The 21,116-nt window shown below is 42.7% G+C and carries 16 protein-coding genes; 10 read left to right on the top strand and 6 right to left on the bottom strand.

Going from position 1 to position 21,116, the window contains the following annotated elements:
* Window positions 1–112: 112 nt before the first annotated feature.
* On the bottom strand, window positions 113–727 hold the full coding sequence (grpE, locus tag GQS54_RS05800; RefSeq protein ID WP_166423059.1) for a nucleotide exchange factor GrpE: 615 nt from the start codon (window positions 725–727) through the stop codon (window positions 113–115).
* Window positions 728–929: 202 nt separating this feature from the next.
* On the opposite strand from grpE, the gene GQS54_RS05805 reads away from it, so the two are divergent.
* Both GQS54_RS05805 and GQS54_RS05810 read left to right on the top strand, forming a co-directional pair.
* A complete protein-coding gene (locus GQS54_RS05805) occupies window positions 930–4,334 on the top strand; it encodes a hybrid sensor histidine kinase/response regulator (protein ID WP_166423060.1) in 3,405 nt (1,134 codons plus the stop codon).
* A gap of 113 nt (window positions 4,335–4,447) precedes the next feature.
* Window positions 4,448–6,292, top strand: coding sequence for a sodium:proton antiporter (locus GQS54_RS05810; protein ID WP_166423061.1), 1,845 nt, complete (start codon window positions 4,448–4,450; stop codon window positions 6,290–6,292).
* Window positions 6,293–6,414: 122 nt separating this feature from the next.
* Here the strand turns inward: GQS54_RS05810 and GQS54_RS05815 are convergent, their stop codons facing one another.
* Together GQS54_RS05815 and GQS54_RS05820 are read right to left on the bottom strand one after the other, a co-directional pair.
* Entirely contained in the window at window positions 6,415–7,056 is a 642-nt protein-coding gene (locus GQS54_RS05815) for a response regulator transcription factor (RefSeq protein WP_166423062.1), read from the bottom strand.
* A 398-nt stretch (window positions 7,057–7,454) separates the two neighbouring features.
* Window positions 7,455–9,779, bottom strand: a complete 2,325-nt coding sequence (locus GQS54_RS05820; protein WP_166423063.1) for a TonB-dependent receptor — start codon at window positions 9,777–9,779, stop codon at window positions 7,455–7,457.
* Between the two features lie 192 nt (window positions 9,780–9,971).
* Here GQS54_RS05820 and GQS54_RS05825 point away from each other — a divergent pair, with 192 nt between their 5' ends.
* The 6 genes from GQS54_RS05825 to GQS54_RS05850 all read left to right on the top strand — a co-directional run bounded on the left by GQS54_RS05825 (window position 9,972) and on the right by GQS54_RS05850 (window position 16,471).
* On the top strand, window positions 9,972–11,267 hold the full coding sequence (locus GQS54_RS05825; RefSeq protein WP_166423064.1) for an SLC13 family permease: 1,296 nt from the start codon (window positions 9,972–9,974) through the stop codon (window positions 11,265–11,267).
* 14 nt (window positions 11,268–11,281) lie between these two features.
* Window positions 11,282–12,478 (top strand): homoserine O-acetyltransferase, encoded by a 1,197-nt coding sequence (locus tag GQS54_RS05830; protein ID WP_166423065.1) that lies wholly within the window; start codon window positions 11,282–11,284, stop codon window positions 12,476–12,478.
* Between the two features lie 17 nt (window positions 12,479–12,495).
* On the top strand, window positions 12,496–13,554 hold the full coding sequence (locus GQS54_RS05835) for a PHB depolymerase family esterase (protein WP_166423066.1): 1,059 nt from the start codon (window positions 12,496–12,498) through the stop codon (window positions 13,552–13,554).
* Window positions 13,547–14,335: a 3-hydroxybutyrate dehydrogenase gene (locus GQS54_RS05840; protein WP_166423067.1), complete on the top strand. Its 789-nt coding sequence runs from the start codon at window positions 13,547–13,549 to the stop codon at window positions 14,333–14,335. Before GQS54_RS05835 ends, GQS54_RS05840 begins: the two co-directional genes overlap by 8 nt.
* A gap of 295 nt (window positions 14,336–14,630) precedes the next feature.
* Entirely contained in the window at window positions 14,631–15,554 is a 924-nt protein-coding gene (locus GQS54_RS05845) for a triacylglycerol lipase (RefSeq protein ID WP_166423068.1), read from the top strand.
* Window positions 15,555–15,559: 5 nt separating this feature from the next.
* Window positions 15,560–16,471 carry a lipase chaperone family protein gene (locus GQS54_RS05850; protein ID WP_166423069.1) on the top strand — a complete coding sequence of 304 codons (912 nt, stop codon included), beginning with the start codon at window positions 15,560–15,562 and terminating at the stop codon, window positions 16,469–16,471.
* A 338-nt stretch (window positions 16,472–16,809) separates the two neighbouring features.
* Here GQS54_RS05850 and GQS54_RS05855 read toward each other — a convergent pair whose 3' ends face one another.
* Window positions 16,810–17,643, bottom strand: a complete 834-nt coding sequence (locus GQS54_RS05855; RefSeq protein WP_166423070.1) for a PEP-CTERM sorting domain-containing protein — start codon at window positions 17,641–17,643, stop codon at window positions 16,810–16,812.
* Window positions 17,644–17,956: 313 nt separating this feature from the next.
* Here GQS54_RS05855 and GQS54_RS05860 point away from each other — a divergent pair, with 313 nt between their 5' ends.
* Entirely contained in the window at window positions 17,957–18,127 is a 171-nt protein-coding gene (locus GQS54_RS05860; RefSeq protein WP_166423071.1) for a hypothetical protein, read from the top strand.
* Window positions 18,128–18,228: 101 nt separating this feature from the next.
* On the opposite strand, the gene GQS54_RS05865 is transcribed toward GQS54_RS05860, so the two are convergent.
* Window positions 18,229–19,425, bottom strand: coding sequence for a leucine-rich repeat-containing protein kinase family protein (locus GQS54_RS05865; RefSeq protein ID WP_166423072.1), 1,197 nt, complete (start codon window positions 19,423–19,425; stop codon window positions 18,229–18,231).
* A gap of 193 nt (window positions 19,426–19,618) precedes the next feature.
* Between GQS54_RS05865 and GQS54_RS05870 the strand changes: the two genes are divergently transcribed.
* Window positions 19,619–20,146 (top strand): transposase, encoded by a 528-nt coding sequence (locus GQS54_RS05870; RefSeq protein WP_166423073.1) that lies wholly within the window; start codon window positions 19,619–19,621, stop codon window positions 20,144–20,146.
* Window positions 20,147–20,434: 288 nt separating this feature from the next.
* Here the strand turns inward: GQS54_RS05870 and GQS54_RS05875 are convergent, their stop codons facing one another.
* On the bottom strand, window positions 20,435–20,869 hold the full coding sequence (locus tag GQS54_RS05875) for a hypothetical protein (RefSeq protein WP_166423074.1): 435 nt from the start codon (window positions 20,867–20,869) through the stop codon (window positions 20,435–20,437).
* Window positions 20,870–21,116: the final 247 nt, after the last annotated feature.

Raw genomic sequence — 21,116 nt, forward strand, 5'->3', positions numbered from 1 at the left:
AAAAATTATTTAATAATGCCTGTACACTTTGTGGGGTTATTTTTGAATTTTTCAATTCATAAATTGAAAAATTTTCCCATTTCAGTGAAATATTTTGTTATTTGTTCACGAATTAAGCTTGTGTATCCACACCACTCTCTGGAGCGCGTGATACCATGACCATAGCGGGACGTAATAATCGCCCGTTTAATTCGTAACCTTTTTGCATCACTGCCATAACCGTATTGGCTGGCAATTCAGCATTTTCTTGCATCGACATAGCCTGATGCTTCTCTGGATTGAACGTTTCGCCTTGAGGGTCGATAACTTTCATTCCGAATTTTTCAATACTGCTAACAAATGATTTAAGGGTTATTTCTACACCGTCAACCACTGGCTTAAGCGCATCGTTCTCACGATCTGCAACTTGTAACGCACGCTCTAAGTTGTCTGCAACGGGTAATAATTCCGCAGCAAATTTTTCTAATGCAAATTTACGCGCTTTATCGACTTCACCTTCTGCACGCTTACGAACATTGTCAGCATCGGCAATTGCACGCATAACAGAATCTTTCTGCGCAGCTAGTGTCGCTTCCGATGCAGCTAAAGCAGCTTCAAGCTCAAGAATACGTGCTTGTTCAGCACTTAATTCTTCTACCACAGTCTCATCGTGTTCAGCATTAGCGCGAGTGGCGTCTTCATTTGTCGGCTGGGCCTCATCTTTTTGAGCTTGATCTTCGTTACTCATTATTTACTCCGTTCTTAGGTATCACATGAAAGCTAAATTATGTTGCAGCTAATAATGGGGCTGCTTTTATGCTCTTCAAGTTTTTTTTGTGATGTTTTAAAAAAATTGTGTCTAAAATTTACTGGGGCTTAGTGAAAATACGCGCTTTTACCTGAACCTTGTTCAGGATAAAGTATTGATATAATAATAAATGCGAATACCTATGTTTAGTGTCTTGTCCTTAATGGCCATAGTAGTTGGCTACTTACTTATTTTGTTTATGTTAGCTTTTTGGGGCGATAAACGTGCTCAGGTAAACCAACAACATCCCTACATATATAGTTTAGCTTTGGGTGTGCATTGCACTTCCTGGGCATTTTTTGGGACCACCACCCAAGCTGCCCACTATGGCTGGGCGTTTATTCCGACTTATATGGGGGTTATTTGTGTTTTTCTCTTTGCACACCCCGTACTCAGGCGTGTCGCCAATGTCTGTCATCAACATAATATAAGCTCACTGGCTGATTTTATTAGTTTGCGTTACGACAAATCGCACTTCTTGGCCGCCTTGGTCACCTTATTGTGCTTTATTGGCGTGGTTCCCTATATCGCGTTACAGCTAGACGCCGTTACAGGAGGGATCCGCGTGGTTACCGGTGCCGACAGCTTATGGTCCGATGGTGTTGGCTTTTATGTGGCGTTATTAATGGCCTTGTTTGCGGTTTTATTTGGGACTCGTTCGCTAAATCTAACCGATAAACACCCGGGTTTAATGCTAACGGTGGCCTTCGAATCATTGGTCAAGTTGGCTGCATTAGTGATTGTGGGACTGTTCGTTTGTTACAGTTTATACGACGGGGTATTTGACTTATTAGGAAAAGCGCAACTCGACACCAAAGCTCAACAAACTATAAGAGCCGATTCAGGTGTGTGGGTTTACATCAGTCAAATGTTATTGGGGGTATGCTCGATGTTTTGTCTTCCCCGTCAATTCCATATCAATTTCATCGAGAATAATGGTGAGAAAGAAATCAGCACTGCACGTTGGTTATTTCCGCTTTATTTGCTGGGCATGACTATTTTTGTACTGCCTATTGCCCTCGCTGGGCAAATGATATTTTCTGACGGCAATGTAAGCACAGATACTTATGCACTTGCGTTGCCTGTTGCATCTGGCAATTTGTGGATCACGATGGTTGCGTTCATCGGCGGCCTTTCAGCTGCCACCAGCATGATCATTGTCGCGACCCTTGCCATGGGCATTATGATTTCTAACAACCTTGCCACACCACTTTGGTTAACATTGCAACTTCGTACCCAACAACGTCACGGCCTAAAACCCACCAGTATCTTATTTATACGCCGGGCCACCGTTCTAGTCGTTTTGGGCGTTGCTTATTTTTATCATGTCAATATCAGTCAATCCACGTCTTTAGTGCAAAGTGGTGTCATTGCTATTGCACTACTGTCCCAGACCTTTCCTATATTGCTGTTAGGCTTGTATTGGAAACGCGGCACCGCATTAGCGGCGAAATTAGCGTTGCTGTCAGGTGCCTTATGTTGGGTTTATTGGCTACTGTGGCCAAGCATCATTGCCAGTTATTACTTCAATGCCCCTCCGAGTGATTTTCAGCTTTCCGTCGGTTTTTTATATAGTTTAGGGGCCAATATCGGCTGTTTTATTATCGTTTCGTTGCTGCAAGGTTTACGAGGCAAACCCAATGCGATAGATGCCATTACCCACAGCACTCAGCCCTTTGGACATGCGGTTAAAGTATCGAATCTATTAGCGATAACAGAAAAGGTCTGGGGCGCAGAGCGCCACCAAGCTTTGCTCGCTAAAATGTCCCCCAATCAGTTATCTGGGTATGCCAGCCCCAAATTATTAACCAGCATTGAAAGCGAATTAGCCAGTCAAGTAGGCAGCGCAAGTGCGCGTATTCTCCTGTCCGCTATAGGAGAGAAACGCGATGTAGAGCTCTCCGAATTGGTTGAATTAGTAGAAGAAGCGAGTCAAACCTTTCAGTTCAACCATGAGTTGCTTCAATCATCAGTAGAAAATATTCAACAAGGCATAGTCGTACTCGACCGAGAACTTTCGCTGCTTGCTTGGAACCAGCGTTATGTAGAGTTATTTAACTATCCTAGAGGTTTCGTGCAAGTTGGTATGTCGATTTATGAATTACTTGAGTTTAACGCAAAACGTGGCCTCTTTGGCCATAACGCTGATACAGGCCAAAGCAATATTCAAACAGAAATAAGTAAGCGCGTCGCCTTTATGCAATCAGGTAGTAAGTATAAATATGTACGTCACCAAGAAAACGGCCAAGTCATTGAGCTAAATGGCAGTCCCTTGCCCGGAGGTGGCTTCGTGACTACCTATAGCGATATCACTGAATACATCAATATTCAGCAACAGTTAGAACAAGCTAAAATTAATTTAGAAAGCCGAGTAGAAAAACGAACCGAAGAACTGCAAAAAGCCAATAGCGATCTCGAAAAAGCTCGCCGCGAAGCAGAGAGCGCGAATGAGAGCAAGAGCAAATTTTTAGCGGCTGCAGGACACGATTTAATGCAGCCTTTTAATGCTGCTTCACTTTTTGCGGCCATGCTAAAACAAAAAGCACCAGAGGGAGAAATGGCCCAGATGAGTGCGAATTTAGTTGATTCTCTTAGCAATGCTGAATCGCTTTTATCCATGTTACTTGATATGACAAGACTAGAATCCGGCGCGTTAACTGCCCATATTCAAACCTTTCCATTACGCAGTATTCTACGCCCCATGGTTAATGAATTTTCGGCCTTAGCACAACAAAAAAAGTTACGCGTAACTTATGTAGATACTGATTTAATCGTTATTTCCGATCCAAAACTTTTAAGACGCATTATTCAAAACTTGCTCTCAAATGCCATACGCTATACACAAAAAGGGCGTGTTTTAATAGGGGTGAAACGTCAAAACGGTCAGGCTCGCATTTGCGTTATTGATACCGGAGCCGGTATTGCGAAAGACAAGCAGCAAGAAATTTTTCTAGAATTTCATCAGCTCGATACAAGCCCAAGTTCACAAGGTTTGGGCTTGGGTTTAACGATTGTAGAACGTATCAGTGCCCTACTCGGGCATCCAGTCACACTGCATTCAATATTAGGTAAAGGAACGTGGTTTGATGTAGCCGTACCCATTGGAAAAAAACAAGCCTGTGAACCCAATATGCCAATGAAGTCAAATTATGAGTCTGGACTTCCGTTGTTAAATAAACGGGTACTTATTGTTGATAACGAACCGCAAATACTTGATGCCTTACAACGCTTACTTACAGATTGGGGAGCCACCGTCATTGCTGCTACCGACAGGCAATGCGCGTTAAACTTACTCAGCCATACAGTAGATTTAATGATCCTTGATTATCAACTTGATCACGGCGAAACCGGTATTGATGTGGCACGTACAATTAGGCGTAAATTCGCTACAAATGAAAAGGCTATTTTGCCGGGAATTTTAAATTCAGCTCGCCAAGATGAAGATATTCGTCAATTGGCTATCAATGAGCAATTACATTATTTACCTAAACCGCTTAAACCTATTGCGTTGAAACGCTTAATAAAACAGCTATTACCCATCAAATAATAATGTAATTAGTTATGCTACTGATAAAGTATCAAAGGTATTATTGCTTTTGCTAAGCGACCTGTGGTCAGATCAAACGCAGACTAATTAATTTGTTGCTACAAGGACTTCACGTGAGCGACCCTATCATTCCTTTAGTGGCAGTGGGACTTATCTCCATTGCCTGCCAATACTTCGCCTACAAAATTAAACTTCCTGCCATATTACCTTTATTGGTTGTGGGAATTTTAGTCGGACCCGTTTATGGCGTTATAGACGCTGATGCGCTTTTTGGTGACTTGCTCTTTCCAATCGTATCTTTGTCTGTGGCCATTATTTTATTTGAAGGCTCGTTGACTCTGCGTTTTGGCGATCTCGCCGGACATGGCTCCATGGTGCGTAACTTGTGCACCGTCGGTACCTTGGTAACCTGGCTTATTACCGCTCCTGTAGCGCATTATGCCTTAGGTATAAGTTGGCAATTATCCTTTTTGTTTGGCGCGATTGTGACCGTCACCGGCCCTACAGTTATTGTACCTATGCTGCGAACAGTCCGTCCCAGTAGTAAAGTATCTAATATTTTGCGTTGGGAAGGCATCGTCATCGACCCTATCGGCGCGTTGCTCGCCGTATTAGTGTTTGAGTATATTATCTCTACCCAAGATGCCTTGAGCCACACCTTGTATGCATTTGGCCTAACGATTAGCGTAGGCTTAGGCATAGGGGCGGCAACCGGTTATTTACTTGGTTTAGTGCTACGTAATAGCTGGCTGCCCCATTACCTAGAAAATACCGCTGTGCTGACACTTATGTTAGGCGCATTTGCGGGCTCAAACTTAATAGCTCACGAATCAGGCCTACTCACGGTCACAGTTATTGGCATGTGGTTAGCCAATATGAAGAACGTGGACGTAGAAGACATTCTTGAATTTAAAGAAACGTTAAGCGTTTTATTGATATCTGGGTTATTTATTTTACTCGCATCGCGTATTGATATGCATTCGATGCTAAATGTTGGCTGGGGAGTCATATGGGTGCTTGTAGCCATGATAGTGGTTGCACGGCCATTGGGTGTGTTTCTATCCTCATTGGGCACAGGATTAAATTGGCGAGAAATAGCCTTACTTAGCTGGATAGCGCCTCGGGGAATTGTTGCAGCGGCGGTTTCTGCTCTTTTTTCATTAAAGCTTGAAGTGCTTAATTACGATCAAGCGGCCCTTTTAGTGCCAATGGTGTTTCTCGTTATCATTACCACTGTGGTACTGCAAAGCTTAACCTCTGTAACGATTGCTAAAAAACTTGATATGCGTGCTCCCGCGCCTCATGGATTCTTGATTTTTGGAGGTGGGTTATTTAGTCGCTTGTTCGCTAAAGAACTTATGACTCATGATATACAAGTGCGCATCACAGATACGAACTGGAACAATATGCGCTTGGCACGTATGGAGAATATCCCGACTTACTTCGGTAATCCCATGTCAGAACATGCTGCCCGTACACTCGATTTATCCATGTTTGGTACCGTATTGGTGATATCACCTTATCGTCAGTTAAACCCCATGGTCACCTACCATTTCGAGCATGAAATGGGCAAAGGCACCGTGCTGGGGCTAAGCAATAACGAACAACAACAGCGGCCGAGTCACCAAGTGTCCGAATCTTACGTGAAAAAATTAGGCTTATTCAGTGATGATGCGACATATGGCAAGTTGGCAGGCATGGTCGCCAAAGGGGCAACGATAAAGACAACCCGCTTGTCTGATACCTTTACTTACGATGATTACAAAGAGCAGTACAAGGACCGAGCTATTAAACTTTGCGCCATTGACACACACAATCACGTGCAGATGTTCACCACATCCAGTAACGTTAAGCCTAAGGCTGAGTGGAAAATAGTCAGTTTAGTTAACGCTGATAAACCTGCGGAAAAAGTCGAAGATACGACAACCATAACGGAAGAATCAAAACTCCCCGGTTAAGCCCTTAAACAAGAAAGCCTAATAGAATATATTAGGCTTTCTTGTTTTTATGACTATTATGGCCAAACGCAGCATGTAAATTATCTACTGCTTACTCATTGAAGTAGCGCAATATTAATAGATTAATCAACTTTCAACATTTGCTTAAATAACACACCTGCTTGGGTGCGATTGTTAAAGCCCAATTTATGTAACACAGCTGATACATGTTGTTTAATGGTCGATTCACTCACACCTAGCTCATAAGCAATCTGCTTGTTAAGCAAGCCATCTGCCATTAACTGCAACACCTTAAGTTGATGAGGCGTCAACTGGGCAAGTTTTAAGGCAAATTCTTGTTCTTCACTGCCCTCAATTTTCTGTACCTGAGCGATGAGTTCTTCAGGCAACCATTGCTCGCCGTCAAGCAGTTGTTGTACAGCAGCCCCAATCATAGGGAGCGGTGTCGATTTCGGAATATAACCACAGGCGCCAAAATCGATGGCTTTTCGCACCATACTGGGTGTTTCGTCCCCTGAAACAATCGCCACCAGCACGTCAGGAAACTGACTGCGAATTAATGTTAATCCCGTGAGCCCGTCGTTACCTGGCATATTCAAATCTAAAAAAATTAGTTCAACATCATTATGTTCTTTCAATAAATCAATGGTTTGTTGATATGAGGCAGCCTCAAGAATGTCGCTACCCAATACGTCTTGTATGGCTTGCTTCATAGCACTACGAAACAGAGGATGGTCGTCAGCAACAATGGCTTTAGCTTGCATTAGTAGCACTCATTTATAACACGAGAAGGATTTAACGATTGTCGCTAGTTAGTTGATAAATAATAACATTATTTATCAACACTATCAGTGAATTCAATTTTGCTGTCAAGGATTGAAATAGGTGAATAACACTCAGAAACACATAATATAGCGTGGTTCATCATTGCTATAAAATGGCAAAAGGTTTAGCGCATATACGTTATATATGGCCCATAAAAAAGGCAGTTTACACTGCCAAACATCATTAAAACTGACCAATTTTTAACACGTTTTATAAGTAAACTGACATTGTAAAGTTTAGGGTTAAAACCTTAATATTAAATTAAACCAAAATCTTATCCGCTGTGCTTAAGCACTGTTCGGTAAAACAGTGCTTATTTACCTTTCGTTCAGCCAGTCTAAAAGCGATAACCGACGGTTAAACTTACCGTACGTGGGTCGCCATAATAACCAATTAAGGTATTATCCCCTCCCGTACCTGCGGCATAACCTGTTGGGTCTGTTGAGTCTTCCACCACAAACTGATATCCGCCGACAACATACTCTTCATCCGTAAGGTTTTTCGCATGCAGGCCACCATACCAAGTACCATCTTCGCTCTGCCATGACACACTTAAATTAACCAAACCGTAGCCGTCTTGGGTAATCAAACTATTGGACGTTTCGGTAATAGTGTAATCGTCGCGGTAGTAGTAGTTGGCATTAAAAATAAAGTCGCCCATATCGGTGCTAAGCAGATAGTTAGCGGCAAAATTAGCTGTATATTCAGGGGTGTTCGAAATAGCAAAGGTGTCAGCTACATCTACTCGCCCTTCAAGGGTTTCTTGAAATACCTCTTCAAATTCTGCATCGATATATCCCAAAGCGATATCAAAGGTCAGTTCATCTGTCGCAGCGTACGTAATTTCGGCTTCGACCCCCTTGGCTTTCGATTTACCCACGTTGCCTAATATTTGTTGCAGATCTTCAGGCGACGTAACAGGCAATACTGAAATGTACTGGCGATCATTATGTTCAAGGGCGAACAAGGTTACGTTAGCGCGTAGATTATCGTTCCAATCGCTTTTCATGCCCAGTTCAAACGAATCAACTACTTCTGGGTCGACCGCAGGCTCATTAATGGTCGCTCTTGGATTATAGGTACCTGATTTGAAACCTTGCGAGTAACTAGCAAAAAACATTAGATCGCTATTCATCTGATACTCGACACCAACGCGCGGGGTAAAACGAGACCAACTTTCTTTCGCTGGCGCATCAAGTATGCCATCTCCATCTGAATCACTGCCCAATACTTGCGGTACTAACTCGCCTTCAGGGCGAACGTAGCCTGGGATCCAATTTGATTCAGGATAAACATTTGCGAAAACGAGGCCATTTCGTACTGTGGCTTGTTTTTCTTCGTCAGTGTAACGTGCACCTAAAGTAAGCGATAGTTGCTCGGTTACTTCGATTGAAGATTGAACATAGGCTGCAATACTTTCACTATTATTACACCCTGAAACTTCGCGCGTTAAACCCGGAACACCGAATGCGGCACGTCCGAGAAAGCCAAGAATTGCTTCAAATTGTCCACAAGACTCACCGTCATAATAGTAAATACCGCCCACGGCATTAAACCCATCACCGCTATAGGCTAATTGTAATTCATGAGTGTTGTTTTCATCTTCATAGATAGCTGGAACATCAAATATATCAATCGCAGTATTATCAAAATCAATATTAGTGGGAGAGTAACTTTCGCGATGAGCCCCTATATATTTCAAGCTTAAATCATCATTTACGTCCCAATTAGCCGTTAAACTATAACCTTCAAGTTCAACATTATTTTCAGTAGGCAAGCTGGTGTATGAGTCAAACACACTATTGGGTACTGGCGCATCCGTTAGACGACTAGGTAATAAACGATAGCCACCTTTTGCATTTGAGTCATCTTCGGTTTTATCCCAGGCAAAGCGGAAAAACAAATCATCAGTGGGGGTAAACTCTACGGTTATCCGCGCTGCGGTTAAATCTTTATTGTAGTTTTCTAAATCTTGGCCATCTAGCGCAGACTGTAAATATTCACCGTAACCATCACGGGTTAAATCTGCAATGCCAAACCCTATATAGAGTTTGTCTTCGATTAATGGCAACTGGCCAGTTAGTTTTATATCCCGCTGAGAATAACTACCCACAGTACCTTGAATATTCAGCGTTGGGTCGCCGCTCATAGGTTTAGTCACGTATTTAATTGCGCCGCCTATAGTATTCTTGCCGTACAAGGTTCCCTGTGGGCCGCGCAGCACTTCTATTCGCTCTACATCCAGCAAATCTAATACCGCCCCTTGAGGACGTGCCACGTACACATCATCAATGTAAATTCCAACACCTGGTTCATAACCCCAAAGTGGATCCTGCTGGCCTACCCCGCGAATAAAAGCGGTTAGCGTTGAGTTCGTGCCTCGACTATTTTGTAGCGTGGTATTGGGTGAAAACTGCTGAATTTCAGTCAGAACCGAAATCCCTTTTTCATCCAGCTCTACTGCCCCTAGAGACGTGACAGAGATAGGCACTTCTTGCAAACTTTCAACGGTTTTACGGGCCGTGACTTCAATACGCTCTAAGCCCTTTTTTTCAGTTTGTGCGCCGTTATTTGCTTCTTGGGCAAATAATGCAGGTTGGTAACACAGCACTGATGCAACAGCGCCAGCAATAATCGATTGGGTAAACCTTTGTTTGTTCATAGTGTGTCCTTAAATAGCAGTTTTAGTTTTGTCGTGGTCTGCTTGCTGCGGTCGTAAATACCTTAATCGAGTTTTGATTTGGCGTCCTTAGTACCATAGTACTATGGGCAAATTAACAGGGCTGAGACACACTTGCGTCATCACTTTAGGTGCTTGCTTGCGGTCACAAGTATTCATTTAAAGGAAAATAACATGCTCAGTTTAATTGGTTTAATAGGCGGATTGTTGCTGCTAATAGTGTTAACTATTCGCGGCATGAATCTATTTATTGCCGCCCCCTTGTGCGCACTGATTGTCGCGCTTACCAGTGGAATACCCGTTTTCATTGGTGAAGTGAATTTCGTTAATAATTATATGCAGGGATTCTCTGGATTTATTGCATCTTGGTTTTTTATGTTTTTACTTGGCTCGTTGTTCGGTAAATTTATGGAAGACACTGGCGCAGCAGATGCTGTTGCCCGCTTTATCATCTCAAAATTGGGCCGTAGCCAAGCTGTAGCGGCCGTGGTGTTAGCCTGTGCCATTTTAACTTACGGTGGTGTAAGCCTTTTTGTAGTGGCATTTTCAGTATATCCAATGGCACTCAGTTTGTTTAAAGACGCAAACTTACCGCGCAGATTTATTCCTGCTGCACTGGCATTTGGTTCGGTGACGTTTACCATGACCTCTGCTGGATCTCCTGAAATTCAAAACTGGATCCCCATTAAGTATCTTGGCACCTCGCCTTTTGCGGGTTGGGAAGTCAGTTTAGTGGTGGCCATTTTTATGGCCACATTTGGATTCTGGTGGATGCGCCGCATGATCAATAAAGCCCTGGCTAATGGTGAAACGTTTGAACAGTGGGCCCAAGATCCAAAAGTAACAAACCGAGAGTTACCTAGCCCTATTACCGGTTTGTTACCTTTACTTGTGGTACTCATTCTTTCATTCGCGCTGCATGACAGCTTGGGGCATCTCGCGTTAATCATCGCCCTAAGCGGCGGTGTGTTAACGCTTATGATCATCAATTATCGCTATTTTATAAATATGCAAAATGCAATTAGCGCTGGCACCACCGGAGCGTTAGTGGCCATCGGGAATACCGCGGCAGTAGTCGGTTTTGGAAGCATTGCTAAATCTACCGAGGCGTTTCAAACAGCCGTTGAAGTGATGACACATATTCCTGGCAATGAATTGATTGGTGCAGCTATAGCGATCAGCGTTATCGCCGGTTTAACAGGCTCAGCTTCAGGAGGTCAAGTCATTGCCCTGCCCTTGTTAGCACCGCATTATATCGACCAAGGCGTTAATCCAGAAGAGCTGCACAGAGTCGTGTCTATCTCATCTGGCGCATTAGACTCTCTGCCACATAACGGCTACGTAGTGACAGTGATCCGTGCTATTTGTAACGAAACACACCAGCGCGCATATTGGGCTGTAGGCGCACTCACTGTCGTTGTGCCACTTTGTGGGCTCGTGCTGGCCATTGCCTTATTTAACCTATTTTAATGAGAGCTAATTTTATGCAGTTACGAAATCTAATAGTGACCATAGCGTTGATTGTTTTAGGTGTTCTGAACTGTCAATTGAGCTACGCAACATCCGACTTGTTGGTTGAAAAACAACGTTTTGAAATTGACACTTTCAAAACATTTGGTGGTAAAACCATTAAACAAGTACAAGTTGGATGGGAAAGTTACGGCAACCTCAATGACGCTAAAGATAATGTAATACTGATCACCCACTATTTTAGTGCCACTTCACACGCCGCCGGCAAGTATCAGCCCAGTGATGCAGCGCCTGGCTACTGGGATGCGATTATTGGTCCAGATAAGGCCATAGATACTAATAAATACTTTGTGATAAGCGTGGACACATTGGCTAACTTAAACGCTTTTGACCCTAACGTGATGACTACCGGGCCTGCTTCTATTAACCCTGATACAGCTAAACCCTATGGTTTAACTTTTCCCGTGGTGACCATCCGCGATTTTGTAAATGTGCAAAAAGCCTTGTTAGAAACGTTAGGCATATCGCGGCTGCATGCAGTGGTCGGTGCGTCAATGGGCTCTATGCAAGCCCTTGATTGGGCAACAGCATATCCTGATTGGGTCCCCAGAATGATATCCGTAATCGGATCTGGGCAGAGCGATGCATGGACCACCGCGCTACTTGAGCAATGGGCAATTCCCATTCGATTGGATAAAAATTGGGCTGGCGGTGATTATTATGACGGCGAACGTCCAATGCAAGGGCTAACCGCCGCGTTAATGTTTATTACCCAAGACGCCCTAACACCCGATTTTTTTAACGCTACCGGTAAAAAACTAGAATATTCAGCCATGGAACAAGACCCATTACACGATATTAATAAAAATCACAGCATCGTTAATTGGTTGCGCGGCAGAGCACAGAGTCGCGCTGAATTAATGGACGCCAATCATTTGTTGTATTTAGTCCGTGCTTCTCAACTATATATGGCTGGACACAGCGGGGACTTGCGAGACGCTTTAGCCCAAGTTAAAGCCAAAACACTATTTTTACCCTCTACTACTGACTTACTGCTGATGCCGTATTTGGCTAAAGATGCTACAGACACCCTTCAAAAATTAGGTAATAACACCCAATACCAAGAGTTGTCGGGCAATTTAGGTCACCTAAATGGCGTACTTGGGATCAGTCAGTCGGCTAAAGCAATTAGCGCATTTCTGCAAGAATAATAGATAAAAGGAACATTATGAAAATTTCATCCACTATCCTAGGGAAAACCTGCATAACTAGCGCATTAGCCTTGATGTTGGGTGCAGCTCATGGAAATTTAGCGGCAAAACAAATTGCCGACCAAGCCCTTTCTAAGGGCCAGTTTAATCTCGACCTTTCCCATATTAGTCTTTCGGGGTTATCAAGTGGTGGCTATATGGCTACGCAATTTGAACTGGCGCATTCAGACTGGGTATCAGGTGTTGGCATTATTGCTGCGGGCCCCTATTATTGCGCACAGAATAGTATTCAAACCGCTCTAAACCAATGTGTTAATCAACTTAACAGTCCGATTAGTTTAGATATTCTTAACAGTAAAGTAATTCAATGGCAAGAAGCGGGCAAGTTGCCGCCATTAAGCAATTTACAACAACATAAAGTTTGGTTGCTCAGTGGCACACTGGACACCAGAGTATTACCACAAGTTAACCAGGCCTTGTTTACCCAATATCAACACTGGGTAAAAGCTGAAAATATTGTCTATATCACCGATAAGCCCTTTGCTCATCTATTTCCCACTTTAAATTCGGGATCAAAATGTGATGTATCAGAAGCGCCTTTTATTGGAAATTGTGACTACGACGCCGCGGGTGAAATGCTTAACTTTATTTATGGTGAATTAAATCAGCGTAACGAAACTCAAAACGGTCAATTAGTTGAAATTGATCAGCATGAATTAGGCGGAAAACCAGCACAAAGCTTGGCCGATAAGGGGTACCTTTATGTACCTAAATCTTGCCAAGAAGGAGGATCTTGTACAGTACATGTGAGCTTTCACGGCTGTAATCAAAATGCCAACGCTATAGGCGATGCCTACGCCACTCAAACAGGTCTAAATAATTGGGCAGACACTAATCAAATGGTTGTTCTTTATCCGCAAACCAAAAGCTCCATGATGATGCCGCTCAACCCACAAGGCTGTTGGGACTGGTGGGGCTACACAGGAGATGATTACGCCAATCAACACGGTGAGCAAATTAAAGCCGTTAAGCAAATAATACACGCGTTAGCGAAACAAGAGACTCAACATGACTAAATCTAATCAGCACTTAGTATCACGCACCATACTTATCACTGGCGGAGCAAGCGGTATCGGCTTAGGTCTAGCGCAGCAGCTTGGCGCTAGTGGTCATAAGATTATTATCGCAGATATGAACTTAGACGCCGCTAATAATGCGGTTGATGAATTGGGTGCACAAGGAATAAGCGCCCGGGCTGTTATGCTCGATGTAACAGATACTCAACAAGTCGCCGCACTACCAGCTATTTTAGCACCTGATACCGTTGATGTACTGATCAATAATGCGGGTATCCAGCATGTAGCCAAGCTAGAAGATTTTCCAGCGCAAAAATGGCAACAGCTAATTAATATCATGCTGGTCGCCCCAGCCATGTTAACGCAAGCCTTTTTGCCCGGCATGCGCAGTAAAAACTATGGCCGCATCATCAATATCGGCTCGGTACATTCCCTTATTGCTTCCCCTTTTAAGTCAGCTTATGTCGCGGCCAAGCACGGCCTACTCGGCTTTTCAAAAACGATTGCCTTAGAAACCGGTGACTGCGATGTAACGATTAATACGCTATGTCCTGCTTATGTAAAAACACCATTAGTAGAAAAGCAAATAGCTGCTCAAGCAAAAGAGCACGGTATGAGTGAAGAGGATGTGATCAATAAAATCATGCTTGAACCTATGCCGAAGAAATCATTTATTGATATTGATGAATTAGTCAGTAGTGCCGCATTTTTAATGGAAAATAGCGCCCGTAACATCACTGCTCAAACAATCGTCATTGATGGTGGCTGGACGGCTCGTTAGGCCTTTAGCTAGTCCAACTAAGTGACCAAATAAGGCCGGCTTCTGAGTATTGGGAGTCAGGCCTTTCTTTTATCTACCCAAGAATGGCTCACCTCTTTTACACATTATTAATCTGCTCAAATGCTCGACCAACCTTAATGATTATATAAAGGCCTTATTATGGCGATTTATGTAACTGGCTAACATGAAACTAAAGTCGAGTTAGCCGTTAGACATTTTTCTGGTTTGACCTCTGATGAGATAATGCTACTGTTATGTAAAATAATTGTTAACTTAAATTATAAAGAGAGCTGATATGAAACTAGCCCGTATATATTTTACTGTGTTGTTGTGTCTTATAACTTCATTTGTTGCCAGTGCATCTAACTACACCAAAACGAAGTACCCCATTGTATTGGTTCATGGTTTATTTGGTTTCGACGACGTATTCGGTATCGATTATTTCTATCGCATCCCAAATTCGCTCTCCAGAGATGGCGCGAAAGTATTTATCGCTGCTGTTTCTGCTGCAAATAGTACAGAAGTGCGCGGAGAACAACTTCTTGCCCAAGTCGAAGATATTTTAGCGTTAACCGGTGCAGCTAAAGTTAATTTGATTGGCCATAGCCATGGTAGCCCTACTTCCCGCTATGTCGCCTCAGTCAGTCCACAACTTGTGGCATCGGTCACCAGTGTAGGGGGTGTAAATTGGGGCACGCCTGTCGCTGACTTATTACGTCACTCACTGCCCGAAAATAGTGTTCCCGAGACCGTGCTCGCCACTGTCGGCAATAGTTTAGCCGGACTGATAGAATTACTATCAGGCAACAGCGATTTACCCCAAAGCGCTATCGCGTCGCTAGACTCACTTAGTACTGCAGGCTCTCTAGCATTCAATAACCGTTATCCTGAGGGTATACCCGATGACTATTGCGGCCAAGGCGATATCTATGCAGAAAATGGTGTTGCCTATTTTTCATGGAGCGGTGCACGACCCTTTACCAATGTATTTGACCCTGTAGATGGTCCGCTTTCAGTAATTAGCTTATTATTTAATGAACCAAATGATGGCCTTGTTTCATCCTGTAGCAGCCATTTGGGCTACGTGATAAAAGACAACTACAAAATGAATCACCTTGACGAGGTAAATCAAACTTTGGGGATCCATCATCTCTTTGAAACCGACCCGATCACCCTTTATCGTAAGCACGCTAATCGTCTAAAAAACATGGGATTATAGGTATCTTGCGAGGTATTTTAACGCTGGCAATAATTATCTTGGGACTGGGCGGTGTACTACTAGCGTACCACTTGCTCGTGCCCTCAGAAAATATCAATATGCAGCCTTCGTCGGTTGCACATTCGCCTAGTAACAACGTCATTAGTGGCAGCAGCGACAGCGCACAAATAAAGACCAGCGAGTTTCAAGAGGTGTTAAAACCACACTGGTTTAATGAACAACTAAAGGACCGTTTAGACTCCTATATTGTTTATTATCAAGAGAATGAAAAGGAAATGTGGCAGTCGTTTCGCACCCAATGCAGCTTATTCGCCGACTGCCATGGTTTAACCGCCCTACTTGTTCGATATATTGATTATAAAAAAGCGTTAGTGGAGATAGATGGTCCATCACCTCGAGATGTGAGCACCTTCGTTAAGCGCATGGATGATTTACACATCATACGTGAGCGATTCTTCACACCAGCAGAAAATACCTTATTATTCACCCGAGAGATCCAGTGGGATGAGGGAGCGATACAACGTTTGGAAATTCAGTTAGACCCAACCCTAGATTTGTCCCAGAAGCGCGATCTGCTCGAAGCACATATTGCCTCTTTGCCTGAATCGTCTAGATCGGCCCTTCAACCAACGTTTCAATTACATAAATTAATGACACAGCGCCAACAAGGCGATGAGAGTACAGAAAGTTACAATACCCTTGCTGCAGAGTTTGGTGAAGAGGCCGCAGAACGATTAATCGCCTTAAAAAAGCAACGTGAAAATTGGCAACAACGTATCGGTGAGTACCTAACGAGACGAAGAGATCTTAGCGAGCATTATCAAGACGAGCAATTAAGTATTGAAATACAAAAATTAAAAACCCAATTATTCACGGCTAATGAAATTAGGCGTATTGCTGTCATTAGTGAGCAATAAGCACCATCATCAATCTAATTACGTAATATAACAGCTACCCACTTTCATCCGATTTCTGCATGGTATGGTATTTATTCGAGCTTATCAGATTGATTAGCTGCGTGTTTAATAGCTAGCTAATGAGAGTGACACATTTTGGTCGAAAAACTATTTATCAGCTGAAAACAGTATTCTTTAGGGTATAGGCACAAACTCCTTTAACACTCAGCACAGAATTAATTATAGGTTTACCCAATTAAGCTTATAAGCAAAAAATTCTAAAAAAAATGGCCTTTGCGAGACGGCAAAGGCCATTATTTACATTAACGTGTTAATTCGATTGTTAATTCGATTGTTAATTAACTTTTTCTACGGCGTGATACTGCAGCTAAACCTAATAAGCCTAATCCAAATAATGCTATGGTGGCTGGGGCACTCGCTTGAACTGGAACGCCTATCGATTGGCCATTACCTTGTGAGGAATACATACTATTATCGAAAATTGCACCCGCCGTAAGGCCAATATCCGACCCAATACTATCAAAATTCCATGCCGCCTGAACATCTGCTAATCCTAAGCCCGCTGTTGTGCGAATACTTAGCTCAGCTTCTGACTCACCACCTAAAATAGTGCCGTCTAAAATAAAGGAGTCAAAATCGAACGCCGCGAACAACAGACCATCTTGTGCTTCAGCAAAAAGCGCATGAGCCCCTGAGCCTAACGTGGTATCTGTCACAACTGCGCTATCAAAATTTGGAATTTGATCAATATAAATATTGAACCACGCATTACTTGTATCAAATAAAGGTGTCGCTCCGGCAAAGCTACTTACCACCAACCCACCAAATGCAAAAGTAAGTTCGCAAGCGCCGCTATCACAAAAACCGCCAGGATCTCTGCCATCGTTAAAGCTGTAAAACTCGCCTAAACCTACAAGTTCAGTGCCCAATGCGCCATTTACCGCCGCATCGGAAGTTATCCGTTGATAATCATCTGCTGTATTGGCTGGTGAGCCATTGGTGTCGGTAAACGTGGGCGTAGTGGTAAACCATTGTTGAAAGTTTACTTGATTAGACATACCGCCAGGTCCGAGATTAGTGTCATCCCAAGAGATACCACCGGCTGAAACAACCGCCGCATTTACCCCCATACTGGAGAGCGCTAAAATGCTGCCAATTAGTAATTTTTTCATTTGTATATTCCTTTAAACAGGGCCATAAAAGTTGAATAAACTACTGCTGAATGCCTACTCATTCGAACAATTAATGCTTGCTCTACCGGTAAAATGCATATTTTACACCATTTGTTTACCTTATTGATTTAAAGGAAAAAAATTTACCGCCCAAAATAATATTGATGAATTGTGTAAATAAAGCTGACATTTTTACCGTGATAAATATCACCCAACTGACAGTCAAAATGTGCGTTACGCTTTTTTAGATAATCTGGGATATCATACGTGACCACTCGTCATCACGGGGAAATTACATTGAGAAGGAAACCTTATGTCAGCAGTAAAACTAAACTTTACCCTTGAAAAAGTTACTAAAAATAGTGTGCGCTATAAAGAGGTGCCAGAAGAAGGCAAAGCCCCAGTGTTGGGCTCTATTTATGTACAAAAATGGTATGCTGGATCGTCGAAAAATATTTCAGTCACGATTGATAAAAAAGACTGATCCCGCAGCTGTATAACGAACAAAGTACAAATCAAATCGTTTTTCGCTTGGTGTGTTTGGCCGCTTAATGCGTACATAATATTGGTTATAGAAATAGCTTATTAGGCCTCAAGCGCTAATAGACTATGCATATCATCGTTAAAATGTTTAAGCGCCCGCGATTCTATATTCTTTATTTTAGCTTGCTGCTCAGCGCTTAACATGTGGTACATACTGGCCGCGCCAAAATCCCCAAAAATGATATTGGCGTCGTTATCAAGTAAGGTGTTATGGGCGTATAAATCCCCATGACACACTTGATTAGCGTGTAAATGCGCAAATACCTGCTGCATTTGATTGATGATTTTGTCAATTTCAGCTGATGTCAGCGTAAAATTATCGGTGAACGTATCCCGAGTGCAGCTATCGAGCGATGGCGGTAGTCCAAGATTACGATAGTCAGCGGGAATTAACTCCATAATTAGGGCTAAATAATCAACTTCAGTTACCTGAGCCAATGGCTTAACCAAATTTTTATGACCACCAACTTTAAGGCAAACTTGTAATTCATCTTTTGGATAGCCATCACTGGTTACCTGCCCTTTAAATACTTTAACAGCCACCTGTGGCGGAAAATCATATATTGGCTTATGCCACGTAGCCTTTGAAATAACACCCGATGCCCCCTGCCCAAGTACTTCGTGTAATAGATAACTAGAAGCGCTGATATGAGGCACCGATTCAATATGCACATCGGCATACGAAAAAGGATTCCCCGCAAACGCGAACCAAGCCAATTTTGGTAGGTTCAATAATTGCTCGGGACACTCACTCAAATCGTTAGCAGAAATGCGCAGCAATTCTAGATTATGTAGTTGATGCATGTTTTCAGGCAGACTTGTTAACTTATTCCCCGCTAGCGCTAGTTTTTGCAATCGAGGACGCTCGCCTAAGGTGTTTGGCAACGCCTCTATTAGATTATCCGTTAAAATTAACCAGCGCAGCTTGATGGGTAATGCGTGCTCTGGCACCTGCTTAATTTTATTAGCCTTAAAGCCAACCATTTCCAAGTTTTCGCATTGCCCCAACACTTCTGGCAAAATCTCAAATTGATTGTTAGAAGCGAAGATTATTTTAAGTTTTTTGAACTGAACAAGTTCATCAGGCAAACTGCTTAAAGCATTATTGGATAAGTCGAGCACTTCAAGGCTATCGGATAACGTTAAAATCTCCATGGGAAATTCGGTAAGACCTTCAGATAAGAAGAGTCGAGTTATACCAACAAGCTCGCCGTTTTTAAGCTGATTTAGGGTGTGCAAAATAGAAAATCCGATTTAGAAAGTTAAGAAATGTGACGCAGTCAAGCCCTAGAAAACGCGATAGCCTACTGAAAAAGGGCAAAAAAAGATAGCTCACTGAATTCGAAAGCATCAATTTTAGTCGATCACACCGAGTGTCAGGGCCAACAATTTAACTTACTATCGACAAGCAAGGTAAACCCAAGAAGACACGTTGTTAAAACCAGTGCAAGCAAATTCCTTTGACTCATGTTTAAGGCAGGCCGCATATCGCTTACCTCAAAATACACCCAAAGAATGGAATGCGGATTGTGAGCATGTGGGTAAAGGTGATAAAGCATTAACCTACCTAGCGCGGTATCTGTATCGCGGCGTCATCAACGAACACAACATCCTGCGTTGCCATGAAGGCAGGATCACCTTTCGTTATAAAAACAGTACCTCTGGTCAATATCAAACCATCACCGAGTCTGCCGTCCAATTCTTATGGCGTGTGATACAACACGTGTTGCCAAAAGGCTTTCGACGAGCACGAGATTATGGCTTATTACATGGCAATGCCAGCCGCACATTGCAGCGCATTCAACTGATGTTGAAGGTCATTCTCACACCGCCAGCACCTCGGCATAAAGCCGCGATGTGCTGCCCTGACTGCGGCACAAAACTGCAACTGATATGGATGAAACGAAACAATCTCATACCACAGATACCGCCAACCCAAGCAGCAATGGAATGCGCTTAGGCACAGGATGCGCCCACGCTACAGTGTGCAAAAACAAACAAGGAGATAAATAGACAAAAAGAATTAAAAAAAGATGATAAAACAGATAGCCAAAACAGTAAAATGGCGGTCTTAGCCAAACTCGGATATAAAAAGGTAAGTCATAACAACGACTTACCACTCCTCAGCCGACCTTCGATATATCTACTATATAAGCAGAAAACTTCCAATCCGGGCTTGTCCAACAATAGGATTAAGTCGTGGTTCGCTGTCGCTCACACGACCTATTCTTATTTATTATAAGTAAATTTAACTACACTGCCCGACATTATCTTTTAGGTACTCTGATTTAATATAACCAAGAGTAAAACCTTTAATTTTACTCGTTTTAGAATACAGCCAAAACATACTTTTATCATTTGAATCCTGACCAAGACTAACTTCTGATTTATTAACACCCGATTCCACGCTTAACTTATAAAAATCTATCGGATGAGTACCACTAATTTTGGTGTACTCAAGATTTTTAAAGGCTATTTGAACAGGTGTCTTTTCTAAGGTGATATTGCCACACAAAATAACAGTAGATTTATTATTAGTTAATATAGTTTCAAAAGGAGTTAACGCTGATTTCGATACATACCAAAAATATGAAAGAACCCCAAAAATAACGACAAGAATAATTGGAGCTACGACTGGAAGTAACTTGAAAAACAATCGTTCATTTTTAGTAACTATATCCACAGCGCGATATATATCCTTTTACTTAATCGTGGTAGAGCGGCCCATCACTGAGCCGACCCCACACAGATCCGGACGTGCGGAATTACCGCATCCGGCTCTTCAGTTATATATTCACCCGTGTAAATCACACTCACTTTAATACCAGTAAACATGGATAACTCTTTTGCTACCTTGTAGCTTCTGTATTTGGAAATACTCTAGCATCTTCTTGAAATTACTCCAGTTGTAACTTCGACGGCCACTGCGT

The sequence above is a fragment of the Paraglaciecola sp. 20A4 genome, assembly GCF_011378905.1.
Lineage (GTDB): Bacteria > Pseudomonadota > Gammaproteobacteria > Enterobacterales > Alteromonadaceae > Paraglaciecola.